At 71.2% G+C, this 15,308-nt stretch carries 13 protein-coding genes; 9 read left to right on the top strand and 4 right to left on the bottom strand.

Going from position 1 to position 15,308, the window contains the following annotated elements; translation table 11 throughout:
- Window positions 1-6: 6 nt before the first annotated feature.
- Complete coding sequence (locus tag HYV14_10220; protein MBI2386374.1) at window positions 7-1,068, top strand: exo-alpha-sialidase; 1,062 nt, start codon at window positions 7-9, stop codon at window positions 1,066-1,068.
- A gap of 121 nt (window positions 1,069-1,189) precedes the next feature.
- On the top strand, window positions 1,190-1,924 hold the full coding sequence (locus HYV14_10215) for a transposase (protein ID MBI2386373.1): 735 nt from the start codon (window positions 1,190-1,192) through the stop codon (window positions 1,922-1,924).
- On the opposite strand, the gene HYV14_10210 is transcribed toward HYV14_10215, so the two are convergent.
- Window positions 1,911-3,050, bottom strand: coding sequence for a hypothetical protein (locus HYV14_10210; GenBank protein ID MBI2386372.1), 1,140 nt, complete (start codon window positions 3,048-3,050; stop codon window positions 1,911-1,913). The genes HYV14_10215 and HYV14_10210 overlap by 14 nt on opposite strands.
- A gap of 94 nt (window positions 3,051-3,144) precedes the next feature.
- On the opposite strand from HYV14_10210, the gene HYV14_10205 reads away from it, so the two are divergent.
- From HYV14_10205 to HYV14_10185, 5 genes are all read left to right on the top strand, one after another.
- Window positions 3,145-3,597, top strand: a complete 453-nt coding sequence (locus HYV14_10205; GenBank protein MBI2386371.1) for a nucleoside-diphosphate kinase — start codon at window positions 3,145-3,147, stop codon at window positions 3,595-3,597.
- A 4-nt stretch (window positions 3,598-3,601) separates the two neighbouring features.
- Entirely contained in the window at window positions 3,602-4,516 is a 915-nt protein-coding gene (locus HYV14_10200; protein MBI2386370.1) for an alpha/beta fold hydrolase, read from the top strand.
- Entirely contained in the window at window positions 4,512-5,426 is a 915-nt protein-coding gene (locus HYV14_10195; GenBank protein MBI2386369.1) for an N-acetylmuramic acid 6-phosphate etherase, read from the top strand. Before HYV14_10200 ends, HYV14_10195 begins: the two co-directional genes overlap by 5 nt.
- Window positions 5,423-6,430, top strand: a complete 1,008-nt coding sequence (locus HYV14_10190) for an esterase (GenBank protein MBI2386368.1) — start codon at window positions 5,423-5,425, stop codon at window positions 6,428-6,430. The genes HYV14_10195 and HYV14_10190 overlap by 4 nt, the downstream gene beginning before the upstream one ends.
- A 252-nt stretch (window positions 6,431-6,682) precedes the next feature.
- Complete coding sequence (locus HYV14_10185; protein MBI2386367.1) at window positions 6,683-6,835, top strand: hypothetical protein; 153 nt, start codon at window positions 6,683-6,685, stop codon at window positions 6,833-6,835.
- A 60-nt stretch (window positions 6,836-6,895) separates the two neighbouring features.
- On the opposite strand, the gene HYV14_10180 is transcribed toward HYV14_10185, so the two are convergent.
- Complete coding sequence (locus HYV14_10180) at window positions 6,896-8,515, bottom strand: adenosine deaminase (GenBank protein ID MBI2386366.1); 1,620 nt, start codon at window positions 8,513-8,515, stop codon at window positions 6,896-6,898.
- A 956-nt stretch (window positions 8,516-9,471) separates the two neighbouring features.
- On the opposite strand from HYV14_10180, the gene HYV14_10175 reads away from it, so the two are divergent.
- Window positions 9,472-10,287, top strand: a complete 816-nt coding sequence (locus tag HYV14_10175) for an alpha/beta fold hydrolase (protein ID MBI2386365.1) — start codon at window positions 9,472-9,474, stop codon at window positions 10,285-10,287.
- On the top strand, window positions 10,284-10,583 hold the full coding sequence (locus HYV14_10170) for a translation initiation factor (protein MBI2386364.1): 300 nt from the start codon (window positions 10,284-10,286) through the stop codon (window positions 10,581-10,583). The genes HYV14_10175 and HYV14_10170 overlap by 4 nt, the downstream gene beginning before the upstream one ends.
- Before the next feature lie 9 nt (window positions 10,584-10,592).
- Here the strand turns inward: HYV14_10170 and HYV14_10165 are convergent, their stop codons facing one another.
- Both HYV14_10165 and HYV14_10160 read right to left on the bottom strand, forming a co-directional pair.
- On the bottom strand, window positions 10,593-11,495 hold the full coding sequence (locus tag HYV14_10165; protein ID MBI2386363.1) for a PorV/PorQ family protein: 903 nt from the start codon (window positions 11,493-11,495) through the stop codon (window positions 10,593-10,595).
- Window positions 11,492-15,304: a hypothetical protein gene (locus tag HYV14_10160; protein ID MBI2386362.1), complete on the bottom strand. Its 3,813-nt coding sequence runs from the start codon at window positions 15,302-15,304 to the stop codon at window positions 11,492-11,494. Before HYV14_10160 ends, HYV14_10165 begins: the two co-directional genes overlap by 4 nt.
- Between the last annotated feature and the right edge of the window lie 4 nt (window positions 15,305-15,308).

Here is a 15,308-nt window from a genome sequence, read left to right as displayed (position 1 = left end):
GCAATCATGATCGCTCATCTTTTCGCGCTTCTCGCCGTGGCCGCTTCGGCGGCGCCCGGCGGCTTCGACGTCCATGCCGACCGCGGCCGCCTGCACCGCCTCGAGGGCGAGTCCGGCAAGGAGGTCGCCCTGACCTACCTTCGATCCGACGACGGCGGCAGGACCTGGAGCGCGCCGGTCCGCGTGGACGCCGGCCGTCCCGCCTACCGGTTCGGGGCGGGCGACGCGCGCGTGGCGGCGGAGGGCGATGAGGTCTACGCGATGTGGGCCCGCCCCGGCAACGGGCCGTACGGCTCCGGGCCCTTGGCGGTCGCGCGGTCGACGGACGGAGGCCGGTCCTGGAGCGAGGCGGCGAGCCCCGCGGACGGAACGCCGTTCGGCCGCCGCTTTCCCGCGCTGGCGGTCTCGTCCGGCGTCCTGCACGCGGTGTGGCTCGATCGAAAGACCAACTCGAAAGTGCTGGCGTCGCGCTCGACGGACGGAGCCCGGACCTGGTCTTCGCCCGTCACGCTCGATCCGGACGCGTGCGAGTGCTGCTGGAACGCGGCGCTCGCCGCCGGCGGCGGCGAGGTGTACGCGATGTATCGCGACAAGGACCCGCGCGACATGCGCACGGTCGTCTCGCGGGACGGGGGGAAGACCTGGAGTAAGCCCGCGGCCGCCGGGCCGTTCGACTGGGGCTTCAACGGCTGCCCCCACGTGGGCGGTGCGCTCGCTTCCGCGGGCGGCGGGGTGACCGCCCTGGTATGGACCGGCAAGGAGGGCAAGGCGGGGGTGTACGCGGTCCCTTCGCCGGACGGCCTGGCCTGGGGACGCCCCGTGAAGCTGGGGGGGCCGGGCGCCAAGCACGCCGACCTGGCCTCGTCCGGATCCCGCCTCGCCGCCGCATGGAACGACGGCGGCCGGATCTGGGCCGCCGTGAGCGCCGACGGGAGATCGTGGTCTAAGCCGAAGCCCCTGTCCGGGGAGAACGACCCAGCCTCTCACCCTCGCGTCGCGCCCTCCGGCACGGGCTTCCGCGTCTTCTGGGTGGAGAAAACCCGCTTCACCGACGCCATCATGAATTAGGTGTCAGGCCTGGCAGTATCGGCAGTATTCGGGAGCCGTGCAACTTTTTCGTCCCCTCAATCGTATGATTGGTATGGGACGACGAGCGAGAATTCATTTTCCAGGCGCGGTCTATCATGTGATGGCGCGCGGCGTCAACCGGTGCGCCATCTTCATCGATGATTGTGACCGGACGAATTTCCTGGACAGGCTGTTCCGGATCGCGAGTGATTCGTCCTGTGAGATCATTGCCTATTGTCTGATGGGCAATCATTTCCATCTCGCCATCCGAGTACGGCACATCCCTTTGGCGGCGATCATGCTCCGTTTCCTCACCGGTTACGCGAAATCGTTCAACCGCCTGTACGACCGGACGGGCCATCTTTTTCAGGCCCGACACGAGGCGAACCTATGCCTCGACGATGCATACTTGCTCAGCTTAGTCCGATATATCCACATGAATCCCGTGAGGGCGGGCCTCGTTTCGAGGCCGCAGGATTGGCCTTGGTCGAGCTCGTCCCGCCAGCCGCCCGGAAATTCCGAGGGCGATCTTTCGGAATTCGATCCATGGCTCAAGGATGAAATCGCACCCGATTTGATCCGGTTAGAGCATTCCGATAGGCGAGAACTTGCCGACATCGGTGCCGAGATCGCCGCTTTGACGGGAATCCCTTTGGAGGAATTGCGTTCGGAAAGCCGCGCCAGGCGGACCATAGCGGCGAAACGCAGGTTCGCTCGGGAAGCCGCGCGGCAAGGTCATCGTTTGATTGTCCTCGCGAGATGGCTTAATCTCGATCAAAGCTCAGTCGGACGCTATATCCGGAATAATACTGCCGATACTGCCAGGCCTGACACCAAGATTATCAGTAGCCGGTGAAGAAGGGAGCGGTGTCCTTGGGGCCGGCAGGGTAGCGCTCGGCGCGGAAGCGCTTGGCGAGGGCGGCGGCGGTCTTGTCCTTGATCCGGCCGTAGAGCGCGTCGGCCTCTCCGGTCTTCCCGTGGAAGTCGAGCAGGTTCGCGCGGCGCAGGAGCACCCAGTCCTTCATGCCGCGCGGATGGGGCAGCCGGTCGAGCGCGGCGAGCCAGCGCTCGGTCTCCGCGGCGCGGCCCTGGAGCAGGCGGCTCTCGGCCGCGCGGTACAGCGCCCACGCGCGCGCGGGCGTGCGCACCGAATGGTGCAGGGTCCCGATCCACTTGCCGTCGGGGTCGGCGAGCGCGACGGCCTCGTCGAACCGGCCGCGGCGCTCGGCGACGTAGGCGCGGCGCAGGCGGTAGATCGGGTTGTGGGGATAGCGCGCGGTCAGCTCGGCGAGCAGGCGTTCGGCGCCCTCCCAGTCGGCCTCCTCGTCCTTCGAGAGGATGACCGCGAGCACGGAGCGGGCCTCCATGCGGGCGATGCCCGTGGTCTCGGCGACGCTCCACAGCTCGGAGAGGCCGAGCTTGCGGTCGGCGCCCACGCCCATGATCAGGTACGCGAACGGCTTGGCGCCGGAGGGCATGCGCGCGGCGAAATAATGGAACATGCCCATGCCCAGGCGCGCGTCGGACAGCGTCGGATCGAGGTCGAGGGCCTTCTTCAGGTGCTTGACCGCCGCGGAGCCGTCGGGAAGGGCGCGGAAGAAGTTCCTGCGGGCCACGTTCGCGCGCGCGCGGAATCCGAGCGTGGCTCCCAGGTAATAATGGGCCTCCGCGGGGTGCGAGGCCATCAGCGCCTTGGCCGCCGCCTCGGCGGCCTCGCTGTCGCGCTCGAAGGCCCGGTAGGTGTCGGTCGAGCGCATGCCCTCGGCGATCCAGCGCTGGTAGGTCGACACGCCGCGGTAGAAGGCGCCGGCGGGGTGCTTGGGATGGCGCGCGGCCAGCGCGTCGGAGGCGGCCCGGGCCTTGTCGAAATCCATGTCGTAGAACAGGTCGACGACGCCCGCCAACTCCCGTTCCATCTCGGGCGGGGCGGCCGCGGCCGGCGCGGCAAGGGCGAGGACCAGGAGCCAGGAGCGCATGGTCAACGATATATTATCCGCCCGCGGCAAACAAAGAAGAGTCCGCCTTCCCCGCGCACTTCCTTCTTAGGCGCATATTCGCTAGAATCGGCGCATGGCTATTGAACAGACGCTCATCCTCATCAAGCCGGACGGCGCCTTCCGCAAGCTGACCGGCCTCACCATCGACCGCCTCGACGCCACCGGCCTCGAGATGGTCGGCGCGAAAATGATCTGCGTGACCGACAAGCTGGCGCGCGACCACTACTCCTCCCTCTCCGACAAGCCCTTCTTCGAGGACCTGATCAAGTACATCCGCGGCGGCTATCACGGCATCGCCGACAGCCGCATCCTCGCCCTCGTGTACCGCGGCGAGAACGCGATCAAGGCCGTCCGCGCCGTCGCCGGCGCCACGAACCCGGAGGCCGCCGCCCCCGGGACCATCCGCGGCTCGTTCGGCCGCATGAACTCCGTCACCAAGCAGTTCGAGAACGTGATCCACGCCTCCTCGGACCCGTCGGACGCGGCGAAGGAAGTCGCCCTGTGGTTCAAGAAGGACGAGATCATCCCTTAACGCCATGAAGTCCGCGGTCCTCCTCGTCGCCGCCCTGGCGCTGTCCGCGGGAGCCGCTCCGGCTCCCAAGCCGGCGAAGCCCGCCGGTCCTTCCCTGCCGGGAGAGGCCGTCGAGCTGAAGACCGTCGACGGCTGGGCGCTGAAGGCGATGTTCGCGCCGTCGGTGCCCGGCAAGATGACCTTGCTGCTGCTGCACGGCACGGGGCAGCGCAAGGAGGACTGGAAGCGCCTGGCGTTCCCGCTCACCCGGGCGGGCTACGGCGTGATGGCCGTCGACCTGCGCGGCCACGGCGAGAGCCGGGTCAGCCCCTCCGGCGAGGAGCTGACCTGGAAGAAGCTGCGGGCCACGCCGACCGCCAACGACTTCGCGGACATGTCGCGCGACGCCGAGGCCGCCGTCGGCTGGCTCGCGGGCCAGGGCGTCCCCGAGGACTCGATCGGGCTCATCGGCTCCGAGGTCGGCGGCAGCATCGCCATCCGCTACGCGGCGACGCACCAGAAGGTGCCGCTCGTCGTGATGCTCTCCCCGGGCATGCGCTGGCAGGAGGTCCTCACGCCGAACGCCCTGCGCGCCCTCAAGCGCGCGATCCCGACGCCCGTGCTGATGGTCTACTCCGAGGCGGACAAGCGCACCGCCAAGGAGGTCCCGATCCTGCACGCGTTCGCCAAGGCCGCCGTCGGCGAGCGCCACGCGACCTTGATCTCGGTCCCGCAGGAGCGCGGCACCCGCATGTTCCGGGCCCAGCGCGCCTTGGTCGGCCGGGTCATCGACTGGCTCGGCGACCCGATCGCGCCCGAGGCGACGGCGGTCTCGACCGGGACCATCCTCAACGGCGACCCGATGGAAGGCAAGACCTTGATCGACGACACCGGCACGCCGCCGCCGGCCGTTCAGCCGGCCGACGACAGCGACGATTAAGGTGGCCCTCCTCTCCGCCCGGGCCTACGCGCGCCTGCCGACGGAGCAGGCCAACCCGCGCACGCGGGACGTCGACACCAAGTCCTCGTCCCGCATCGTCGAGCTCATCGTCGCCGAGGACCGCCTCGTCCCGCTCGCCGTCGCGCGCGTCGCGCGCGAGCTGGCGCAGGGCGTCGACGCGCTCGCGCGCACCCTCGCCTCCGGCGGCTCGGTTCTGCTGCTCGGCGCCGGCACCAGCGGGCGGCTGGCCGTCCTCGAGGCGGCCGAGTGCCCGCCCACCTTCAACACGACGCCGCGCCAGATCCGCGCGGTCATCGCCGGCGGCAGGCGCTCGGTGTTCCGCGCCAAGGAAGGCGCCGAGGACGAGCCCGGACTCGGCCGCAAGGCGGCCTCGTCCGTCCGAAAGGGCGACGCGGTGATCGGCGTCGCCGCCAGCGGGGTGACCCCGTTCGTCCACGCCGCCCTGGCCGAGGCGAAGAAGCGGGGGGCCGCGACGATCCTGGTCACCTCCAACGGCCGCCCGAAGGGCCGTCACGCCGACATCGTGATCGCGCCGCTCGTCGGCCCCGAGGTCGTGACCGGCTCGACGCGCCTGAAGGCGGGCACCGCCGCCAAGCTCGTCCTCAACGCGCTGACCACGGGCGCTATGATCAAGATCGGCAAGGTGTACGACCATTGGATGGTGGACCTCAAGCCGACCTCGCGCAAGCTGCGGCTGCGGGGCGAGCGCATCGTCGCCGACCTCGGCCGCGTCGCGCCCGCCCGCGCCCGCTCCCTGTTCCGCGCCTCGGGCGGGAGCGTGAAGACCGCCGTCGTGATGGCGCGCAAGGGCCTGTCCGCCGCGGACGCCCGCGCGCTGCTCGCGGGCTCGGGCGGGGCCTTGCGCCGGGTTTTGGAGGGACAGCGATGAAAGGCCGCGTTCAGATCGAGACCATCTCGAGCATCGTGCTCAAGGAAAACCCGCTCGGCGACCCGCGCCGCCGCGATATCCCCGTCTACCTGCCGCCGACCTACGGGACCGTGCGCGGCCGCCGCTACCCCGTCCTGTACTACCTTCCCGGCTTCACCGGCACCGCCCGCGGCGCGATCAACTACAACCCCTGGAAGGAGAACATCGCCGAGCGCTTCGACCGGCTCATCGAGCAGGGCAAGGCGCGCGAGGCGCTCATCGTCATCGTCGACGGCTTCACGGCCTACGGCGGCTCGCAGTACCTGAACTCGACGGCGACCGGCCGCTACGCGGACTTCGCGGTGTACGAGGTCGTGGGTTACATCGACGGCAAGCACTCCACGGTGAGGCATCCCGAGGGCCGCGCGATCATCGGCAAGTCCTCCGGCGGCTTCGGCGCGCTGACCTTGGCGATGCGTCATCCCGAGGTCTTCGGTCATTGCGTCAGCCACAGCGGCGACATGGGCTTCGAGGCCGCCTACGGGACGGACATGTACAAGTTCGTGACCGCGCTCGGCCGTTACGGCGGCTCGCCCAAGCGCTTCATCGATGAATTCAGGGCCTCCCGGGCCAAGGAGAGCTTCGACCACGCGGCGGTGAACATGATCGCGATGGCCGCCTGCTACTCGCCCAACGAGAAAGCCGCGCTCGGTTTCGACCTGCCCTGCGACCTCCGCACCGGAGAGCTGGTCCCCGCGGTGTGGAAGCGATGGCAGGCCCTCGACCCGGTGCACGCGGCGGCCAAGCACGCCGGCGCCCTGCGGCGCCTCAAGACGCTCTGGTTCGACGCGGGCGTCAAGGACGAGTACTGCCTGCACCTCGGCGCGCGCCGCTTGTCCGACGCCCTCAAGGCGCTGAAGGTCCGCCACGTCCACGAGGAGCACGCGTTCGGCCACTTCGACATGAACGACCGCCTCGACAAGTCCCTGCCCCTGCTCGCCGCCCGGGCCCGCCGCATCGGCTGAGCCCGGAGCCCTTGACAAAACAAGGGTTTCGGCTATACTCCAGTGTCACGACGGGCGCGCGCGGCGCGCCATGGATCGCGGCCTTTTTTTTGGCGGAACGATGAACATCGAATCGACCAGCCGGTCCGGATCGTACCGCGGCGCGGAGGCGCCCGTCTAGCGCGAGCCCCTCGGCGCGCGCGGCGGGAGCCCCGGGGCCTGCGAGCCCGGGGCTCTTCGTTTTCAGGGAAATACGCAAGGAGGTGATCCAAGGTGAGGAAGAAGCACCGCAAGCAGAAGGCCGTGACGGCCTTCGACGTGGCGCTGGAGGCGTGCCGGGCGCTGATCCCGACCGACCTCCGGCCCAAGCCGGACCTGCGGCGCGCGACCGTGCTGGCGCGGTTCGCCGTCGCGATGACGAAGTAAGCGACCCTCTGCGGAACGCAGAGGGTCGTCTTGCTTGATGAAACCCCCGCGGATCGGGGGTCAGGAGGCCGTGATCCCGTCGATCGCGGCGAGGTGCCGGTCCTTCTCGGGGCCGCTCAGCCAGGACGACAGGAAGGAGTTCCGCGCCAGGGTTCTCAGATCGGCCTTCGTCAGCCCCAGGGCCCGCGCGGTGTCCCGGTAGTTGGCGTCCACGTAGCCGCCGAAGTAGGCGGGGTCGTCGGAGTGGACGGAGGCGAGCACCCCCGCCGCGAGCAGGTCCTTCAGGTTGTGGTCCTCCAGCGCGGCGAACACGCGGAGCCTGTGGTTGGAGAGGGGGCAGACGGTCAGGGCCGTCCCCTCGGCGGCGAGGCGCTTGACCAGCTCGGGGTCCTCGAGGCAGCGGACGCCGTGGTCGATCCTCTCGACCATGAGGAGATCCAACGCCTCGACGATGTAGGACGGGGGGCCTTCCTCGCCGGCGTGAGCCACGCAGCGCAGGCCGGCGGCGCGGGCCTTGGCGAACACGTCCTTGAACAGCGACGGAGGGCGGCCCTTTTCCGAGGAGTCGAGGCCGACGCCGGAGAGGCCGCCGAACGGAAGGGCTTCGGCCAAGGTCTCGAGGGCGGATTCCTGGTCGAGATGCCGGAGAAAGCAAAGGATGAGCTTCGAGGTGATGCCCAATTCTTTCTCGGCACGGCGGCATGCTCGGGTCAGGCCGGAAATCACGGCCTCATATGGAACGCCACGACTTGTGTGCGTTTGCGGGTCGAAGAAGATCTCTGCGTGCCTCACGTTCATGGGCGCCACGCGGACGAAGTACGCCCATGCCAGGTCGTGGAAATCGCGCTCGGTGCGCAGCACCCCGGCGCCCTCGTAGTAGACGTCGAGGAAGCTCTGCAGGCCGTCGAAGGCGTAGGCCGCCTTGATCGCCTCGACCGAGGAGAACCGGAGCTTGGCCGAGTTGCGGCGCGCGAGCTCGAACATGAGCTCGGGCTCCAAGGTCCCCTCGATGTGGAGATGGAGCTCGGCCTTGGGCAGGGCCGCGGCGAAGGCGTCGAGGGCGGCGCTCACGGCAGGGCCACCGGGGACGGCGTCCCGACGAGCTGGAGGCCGGAGGCGGCGGCGGAGAGCTCCTCGGCGGTGTAGAGATCGGTGGCGCCCGAGCCGGAGTCCTGGACCATGTACAGGCGGACGCCGCGCGAGGGGCTGTCGAAGGCGCCGAGCAGGTAGACCTCGTGGTGGAGCGTCTCGTAGTCGTGGCCGTGGAGCGCGCGCTCCTCGGGCGAGTGCTTGAAGCGCTCGTGGAACAGGCGCAGGCTGATCAGGACCTCCTTGCCGGAGCCGAGCAGCGCGCTCCAGCGCGCGTCGCCGTGAGGCGGGCCGCGGGCCTCGAAGCTCATCCCGAGGGCCTGCGCCCACTTCTCGATCTCCGCGGTACCCATGCCCTCGCCGACGTCGACGCCGAGCTTGAGGCCGAGGCCGCGCTCGAGGGCGGCGAGCTCGGCGCCCGTCTTGCCCGTCAGCGTCTCCGCGCGCACGTTGAGGGTCTCGCGGGCGCGCTCGATGAAGCGGTGCACGGAGAGCGGGTAGACGAAGCCGACGGAGGCCGAGATCGCGTTGAACAGGGCGTGATGCGCGCAGTGGGCCGAGCCGCGGTCCTGTATGGCGGTCGTGCGCCATTCATGGCCGAGGAGGCCGCCGGAGCGCGCGGCGGCGCGGGCCTCGGCGATGAGGGCGGCGTCGCGCGCGCGGCCGTGCGCCCGCTCGTAGGCGAGCTTGACCGCGCGCTCGACGAAGCGGATGTAGTCGTGGCCCTGGCGCTGATAGGGCGCGTAGACGGGGTTGGCGCGATACCAGCGGTTGGCGCCGGCGCCCTTGAACAGGCGGGTCAGGCCCTCGAGGGCGTCCTGCAGGCGCCCGGCGGCGAGGGCGTCGTGAGCCTCGGACAAGGTCTGCCTCATGCCGATCTCTTCGGTGGTGACCCGCTCTCCGGGGCCGAGGCGGCCGAGGCGCTTCTCGTGGCCGGAGCGGCGCCAGGCGTTGACGGCCGCGGCCGCGGGCTTCAAGAGGAATGCGGAAGGGCGCCAGGGAGCGGGCGCCTCCGGCGTCCTCACCGAGGTCAACGCGGCGAAATCGGGGGCGGCGGGGGCGTCGTCGTACAGCCGGCCGATGGTTTCGGGAGCGACGGCGGCCCGCTCGGCCGCCTGGGCCAGGACGCGGACGGGAGACAGGGCGACGGGGCTTTGCGGCGCCTTCGGCCGATCGGCGGGGCGCGTCGCCTTCGCCGGGAGGGCGGGAGCGGAGAGGACCGGCGCGGTCAGGGCCGGCGCGAGAACGGGCGCGAGGGCGGGCGCCAAGGAGGCGGGCGGGAGGGGGGAGACGCTCGCCGCGTTGAGCGCGCCGGCCGAGACGTTCAGGGCGGGAGCGGAGGGGGCCCGCAGGGAGACGCGGCCGACCTGGGACCAGGCCGGGAACGGGGCCAGGCCGAGGACCGCGGCCAGGAGCGCGGAGAATGAGCGTCGCGTCATCCTGGAAGGATAGGCGAAAAACCCGCCGTCCGGGGAGGGCCTCCCGGTCCCTGGAACATGGGTCCAGAGGTCTCTGGATTTATCCGATATTACCGCTACAATACAGGGGTGATCCGCACCGAGACGATGACGGTGGCCGGCCTCAAGACCAACGTGCTGCGCGGGGGGAAGGGCGAGCCGGTGATCCTGCTCCACGGACTGGGGGCGTCGTCCTATTCCTGGCGCTACGCCCTCCCCGAATTGGCCAAGCATTACGAGGTGTTCGCGCCCGACCTGCCCGGCTTCGGCCGCACCGACAAGCCCTGGGATTTCGACTACTCGATCCACGGCCTGCATGCCTGGATCCTGAAGTTCATGGATCACGCCGGGATCAAGAGCGCGCGCTTCGCCGGGAACTCGATGGGCGGCGTGCTGTCGCTGTGGACCGCGATGGAGGCCCCGTCCCGGGTCGAACGCATGGCGCTGTTCGGCACGCCCGCCTACGTCGAGAACCGGCCGAAGATGCTCTGGCCCCTGTCCTGGCCCGTGATCGGCGGCCTCTACGAGTGGGCGTTGGGCGACGTGACCTTGCGGTACATCGCCAACGCCACCTTCGTCGACAAGAGCAAGGTCGACGAGCGGATGGTCGCCGAGTACGGCCACGCGCTGAAGAGCGCCGCGGGCCGCCGCGCGGTGGCCGAGTTCGTCCGCCGCGCGATCCCGCCCGACCACCGCGAGCGCATCAAGCGCTACCGCGACGTGACCCACCCGACTCTCGTGCTCGTCGGCGAGCTCGACAAGATGGTCGGCCGCGCGGGCGCGGAGCGGCTGGTCAAAGAGATGCCCAACGCGACCCTCTGCATCCTCGACGCCTGCGGCCACGCCCCTCAGGAGGACGCGCCCGAGCGCGCGAACCCCCGCCTCCTGGAGTTCTTTCAGTCATGAGCGACAAGGTCGTGTACTCGAGCGATCCCGACTGGGGGAAGCCCGGAACGCCCCGCCAGCCCGAGCCCGTGCGGCTCTCGTTCCAGCGGGGCGCGAAGGGCTCCGGCGTCACCCGCGTCGAGCGGCTCGTGATGCACCCGACCCACAAGGACGCGATGCTGGGCCGCCTCAAGAAGGCGCTCGGCTGCGGCGGGACGCTCAAGGACGGGAGCTTCGAGTTCCAGGGCGACCACCGCGACAAGATCGAGAAGCTCCTCCTCGCCGACGGGTACAAGGTCAAGCGCGTCGGCGGTTAGGCGCCGGGCTCAGAACCGCTTCGCGAGCGTGAAGCGGTGGGCCGCGCCGAGCTCTCCCGCGGCCTGCGCCGCGTAGTCGAACAGGAAGCCGGAGCGCTCGAGTCCGAGGCCGACCGTGAGGCCGCGCGCGGCGTCGAAGCCGGAGCCCTCCGGCGCGGCGCTCTTCGTCGACCAACCCAGGCGCAGGAGCGCGCCCTCCATGACCTTCAACTCGCCGCCGAAGCCTCCGTCGGCGCCGCCGCCGCGCGGCGCGCTCTGGATCTCGAAGGCGAGCGTGCGCCCGGCGGCGAACGAGTAGGCCGCGCCGCCGGCGAGGCGCAGGGGCAGGTCGTTGCGCTGATCGTCGTATTTCAGGCCCGGGCCCATGTTGCGCAGCGCGGCGCCGACGACGAGCTTGCCGGGGCCGGCGCCGTCGAAGGCCCGGCGCGCGCCGAGGTCGGCGGCCACGCCCTGCGCCTCGGAGGAGGCGATGTGGCTGCGCAGGTACTTCACGGAGACGCCCAGGTCCGCGACCTCGGCCTTGACCGCGTAGGCGCCGGCGAAGGCCGCGTCCGAGGCCTGGAAGTCGCCGGTCGGCCGGCCGGTCGCGTCGCGGCCGGAGATGGCGCCCTGGCTCAGGTAGGTCATCGCCGCGGCGACGGTTCCGCGCGAGGTCGGATGGGCGTAGGCGAGGAAGTCCTCGCGCGTGCCGAGGCCGAGCTCGGCGTGGCTGACCGAGACCTCGCGTTTCTCCACGCGGGCGAGGCCGGCGGGGTTCCAGTACACCGCGCTGGAATCGTCCGCGAGGGCCGTGTAGGCGCCGCCCATGCCGATGCCGCGGGCGCCGACGCCGATGTCGAGGAAGGCGGCGGTTTCGGCCGCGCGGACCGCGCCGGCGGCCAGAAGCAGCAGGGCGGGGAGGAGGAGCCTCATTTGATCACCCCGACCTTGCCGGTCGCCTTGATGTCGCTCGCGCCGGCTTTGCGCCCCGTGACGACGAAGTTGTACACGCCCGAGCCCACGCCGGCGACGTCCCAGACGTGCTCGAAGGTGAACTGCGAGCCGAAGCCGTTCCCGTCGTCGACCCCGCCGCGGTTCGTGAAATTCGAGGATTCGTGCACCATGCGGCCGGAGAGGTCGTAGACGCGCACCGAGACCGAGTCGGCGAGGCCGGGCTGGACGCGGATGACGACCGGAGCGCCGCCGCGCGAGGGGTTGGGGAAGGCGTAGCCGGCGTGGACCGCGAAGGTCGGGTCGTTGGGGCCCGACGGCGCCGACGCGGGGGAGCCGCCGCCGAAGACCTGGTACAGCGAGAAGTGCGTGGTCTGGGCGCGGACGATCTGATCGCGGGCGTCCACGCTCGAGTCGAGCTTCTCCCAGTCGCCGAGGACCGGGTTCCAGTAGTGGACGGCGAGGTCGCTCTCGGAGACTCCCTTCGGGAGGGCCGCGCGGTCGTAGGGCAGCTCCAAGGTGACGGGCTTGGCGAAGCGGGTCCCCTCGGGACCGTACTGCACGCCCGCGGACGCCGCGACGAGGCCCTTGCGCGACTCGACGGAGGCCCGGCGCCGGGTCTCGATGAGGTCGCTCGTCTTGGGCGTGGACACGGTCACGCCGACCGGGGAGGTGACCGCGCCCTCGGGGAAGACGACCGCGGTGCGGTCCTTGGAGCGCACGGCGTGGGCCTCGCGGCCGACGGACGAGAAGGCCGCGCGGGCCGACAAGGCCAGGGCGGGCATCGAGGACTTCACGCGGGTCGCGCGCGCGGAGCGGACCTCGGGGACCGCGGAGGAGAGGGAACTCGGCGCGGGCTGGACCGGGCCGCTCGTCTCCTTGCGGGGGGCGCGCCGCTCGAGGGTCGAGGACGCGACCTCCTCGTCGCGCCCCCCGGCGTGGCCGCCGCCCGCGGTTCCCTTCCCTTCGCGGGCGGCGCGCGGCGCGCGGGTCGAGGGTCCCTTCGGAGCGTGCGTCGACGGCGGAAGCCCCGTCGTGGACGGCTGGACGGCCTTGCCGGACACCGCCACGGTCCGGGCGAGCACCCGGCCGGCGAACTGCCCGCCGCCGGCGACGCTGACCGCGGAGCGCGGGGCGAACAGGTTGAACGCCGAGCGGGCGTTTCCGGCCACGCTCGCGTCCCCGGCGTCGGCGACGATCCACAGGCCGTCCGCCGCGCCCTCCGCGTTGAGCTCGGCGCCGCCTTCGACCGACAGCGGGCCGTGAAGGAAGACGTTGACCCGCCCCGCGACGGTCAGCCGCGACTGCCCGGCCAGGCTCAGGCCCGTGAAGTAATAGTCGCCTTCGGGAAGCTCCAGGCTGCCGCCGGTCAAGGCCAGCGCGCCGTCCTTGAGATACGCGGCGGGGATCGCCGCGTTGTCGTTGTCGGCCTGCGCCCAGGCCCGCGCCGCGTCCAGATCGTAGGCCGGCGCGGCGGCCGCGCCCCGGGTGATCGTCCCGGTGACCGAGCTTTGGCCGTTCACGGTCACGGTCAGGCCGACGACGTCGCCCGTGACCTTGGCCTTGCCCGACAAGTCGACCGAGTCGAGGCCCGTGAGCGCGGCGGTCAGGAAGGCTCCGGGAGAGACCGCGGCGGTGCGGCGGTCCTCGGCGTTGCCCGCGCGGTCCACCGCGCCGAAGCTCACCGTGTGGCGGCCTTCGCCGACGGAGAAGGGGCCGGCATAGGCCTGGTCGGCGCCGCCGTCCACGCTGTAGACGAGGCTCGCGACCCCGGAGGCGACGCCGCCGGAGACGGGGTCCTCGGCGGACAGGGAGATCTGAGAGCCGGACGCGGCCAGGTCCTCGCCGAACAACGTCGTCCCGCCCGAGACCGAGAGGGAGCTCATCGGCGGCGTGGCGTCCACCTGGAAGGCGACGACGCGGGACGGCTCCTCATTCGCCACGGAGTCCACGCTGCGGTAGGAGAGCGTGCGCGCGCCCTCGGCCGCGCCGAACGGGCCCGCGTACTTCGTCGAGGCGCCGCCGTCGAAGGCGAACTCGGTGTGATGCACGCCCGCGGCCACGCCGCCGGAGACCGGGTCCGAGGCGGTGAAGCCGATCTCGAGGCCGGCGCCGTAGATCGGGCCCGAGGGGGACGCGTACGGCGCGGCGGAGAAGGCGATCGCGGTGACGGGCGCCGTCCCGTCGCGGTACACCGTCTCGCGGCGGACGGACTCCTCGTTGCCCACGTTGTCGGTCGAGCGCATCGAGATCTCGTGGGCGCCGTCGGCGGCGGGGAGGACGAAGGACGAAGACGAGGCGGCGAGCGCGCCGCCGTCGACGGCGGCGAGCGTCGCGGCGACGCCGGAGGCCGCGCCGTTGACGACGGGGTCCGCGGCGGAGACGGCGAGCGCGGTGCCGGGTCCGACGACGACCTTCCCGGTCGAGAGCACGGCCTTCGGCGAGCCGACTTCGAGCGCGGACGCGGGGGGCGTCCCGTCGACCGCGGCCGACGAGGCGCGCAGGTCCTCGGCGTGGCCCAGGGCGTCGACGCTGCGGAAGCGGATCCAGTGGCCGCCGTCGGCCGTCAGGCGGATCGGCGCGGTGTACGCGGTGAAGGTCCCGTCGTCGACGGCCCACTGCGTGGAGGCGACGCCGACGCCGGCCCCGTCGCCGACGGCCGTCGCGTCGTCGACCGCCGCGAGCGACGCGGGGGTATCGGGCGAGATGAAAGGGGCCCCTCCGTAAAACGGGCTGCCGAAGGCGATCGTCGTGCGCGGCGGCAGGGCGTCCGTCGGGGGGGGCGGCGGGAGCGGAGCCGGCGCGGGGGGAAGCGGCAGGGAGTACACCTCGCCGCGGGTGTCGACGGAGTCGATGCCGCCGCTGACGAAGATGTGGGAGGGGCTCGCGGCCGACGCCAACAGGTACAGCGGGCGCGGCAGCGGGGTCTCGGCCGACCATGGCGCGAGGCCGCCGGCGGGCTCGACCGCGGCGGCGTTGACCGACGCCGTCGGCGCCGCGCCGGTCCAGCCGCCGAAGACCATCACCCGGCCGTTGGCCACCACGGCGCCGTGGTTGGAGACCGGCGACGGCAGCGGGGTCGTCGCGGCCCAGTCGTCGAGGGTGCCGTCGGCGTTGATCTTGGCGAAGTAGACCGAATTCTGGATGTCCGCGCCGCCGTTGACGGTGCCGCCGAGCACGTAGAGGGTGCCGTTGGAGACCGCGGCATGGGTGTAAACGGCCTCGGGCAGGGACTTCTGCGCGACCCAGGGGCCGAGGCTCCCGTCCTCGCGCGCCTCGGCCGAGTAGACCTTGTTGACCAAGGTCGAGCCGTTCCAGCCGCCGGTGATGTAGATGCGGCCGCTCCAGACGGCGGCGCTCGGGAAGAAGACGGGCTCGGGCAGGGCCGTCGTCGTCTGCCAGGCGCCGGCGGCGCCGTCGGAGCCGATCTTCGAACGGTACACGACGTTCGACACGACCATGCCGTCCGCGTCCGTGTAGTGGAAGCCGCCGAGGACGTACAGATGACCGTTGACCGTCGCGCCCGCGTGGTAGTACACCGCTTCCGGCAAAGGCGCGCCGGCGGTCCAGGCGCCCACCGCGCCCGCGTCCGAAGCCGAGGCGGAATAGACCTTCACCCCGTCGAGGATTCCTCCGTTGTAGCTGATCCCGCCGGTGTGGAACAGGCGATTGGAGGAATAGACGAGGGCGTGACCTTGAATGGAGTCCGGCAGCGCCGTCGTCGCGGTCCACTCCGCGGCGCGGCTATAAGAGGAAATGGCCCCGAGCCAGGAGGCGTTAAGAGCGAGCACGACG

The sequence above is a fragment of the Elusimicrobiota bacterium genome (genome assembly GCA_016182905.1).
GTDB lineage: Bacteria > Elusimicrobiota > Elusimicrobia > UBA1565 > UBA9628 > GWA2-66-18.
This window is presented reverse-complemented; position numbering and strand designations above follow the sequence as displayed.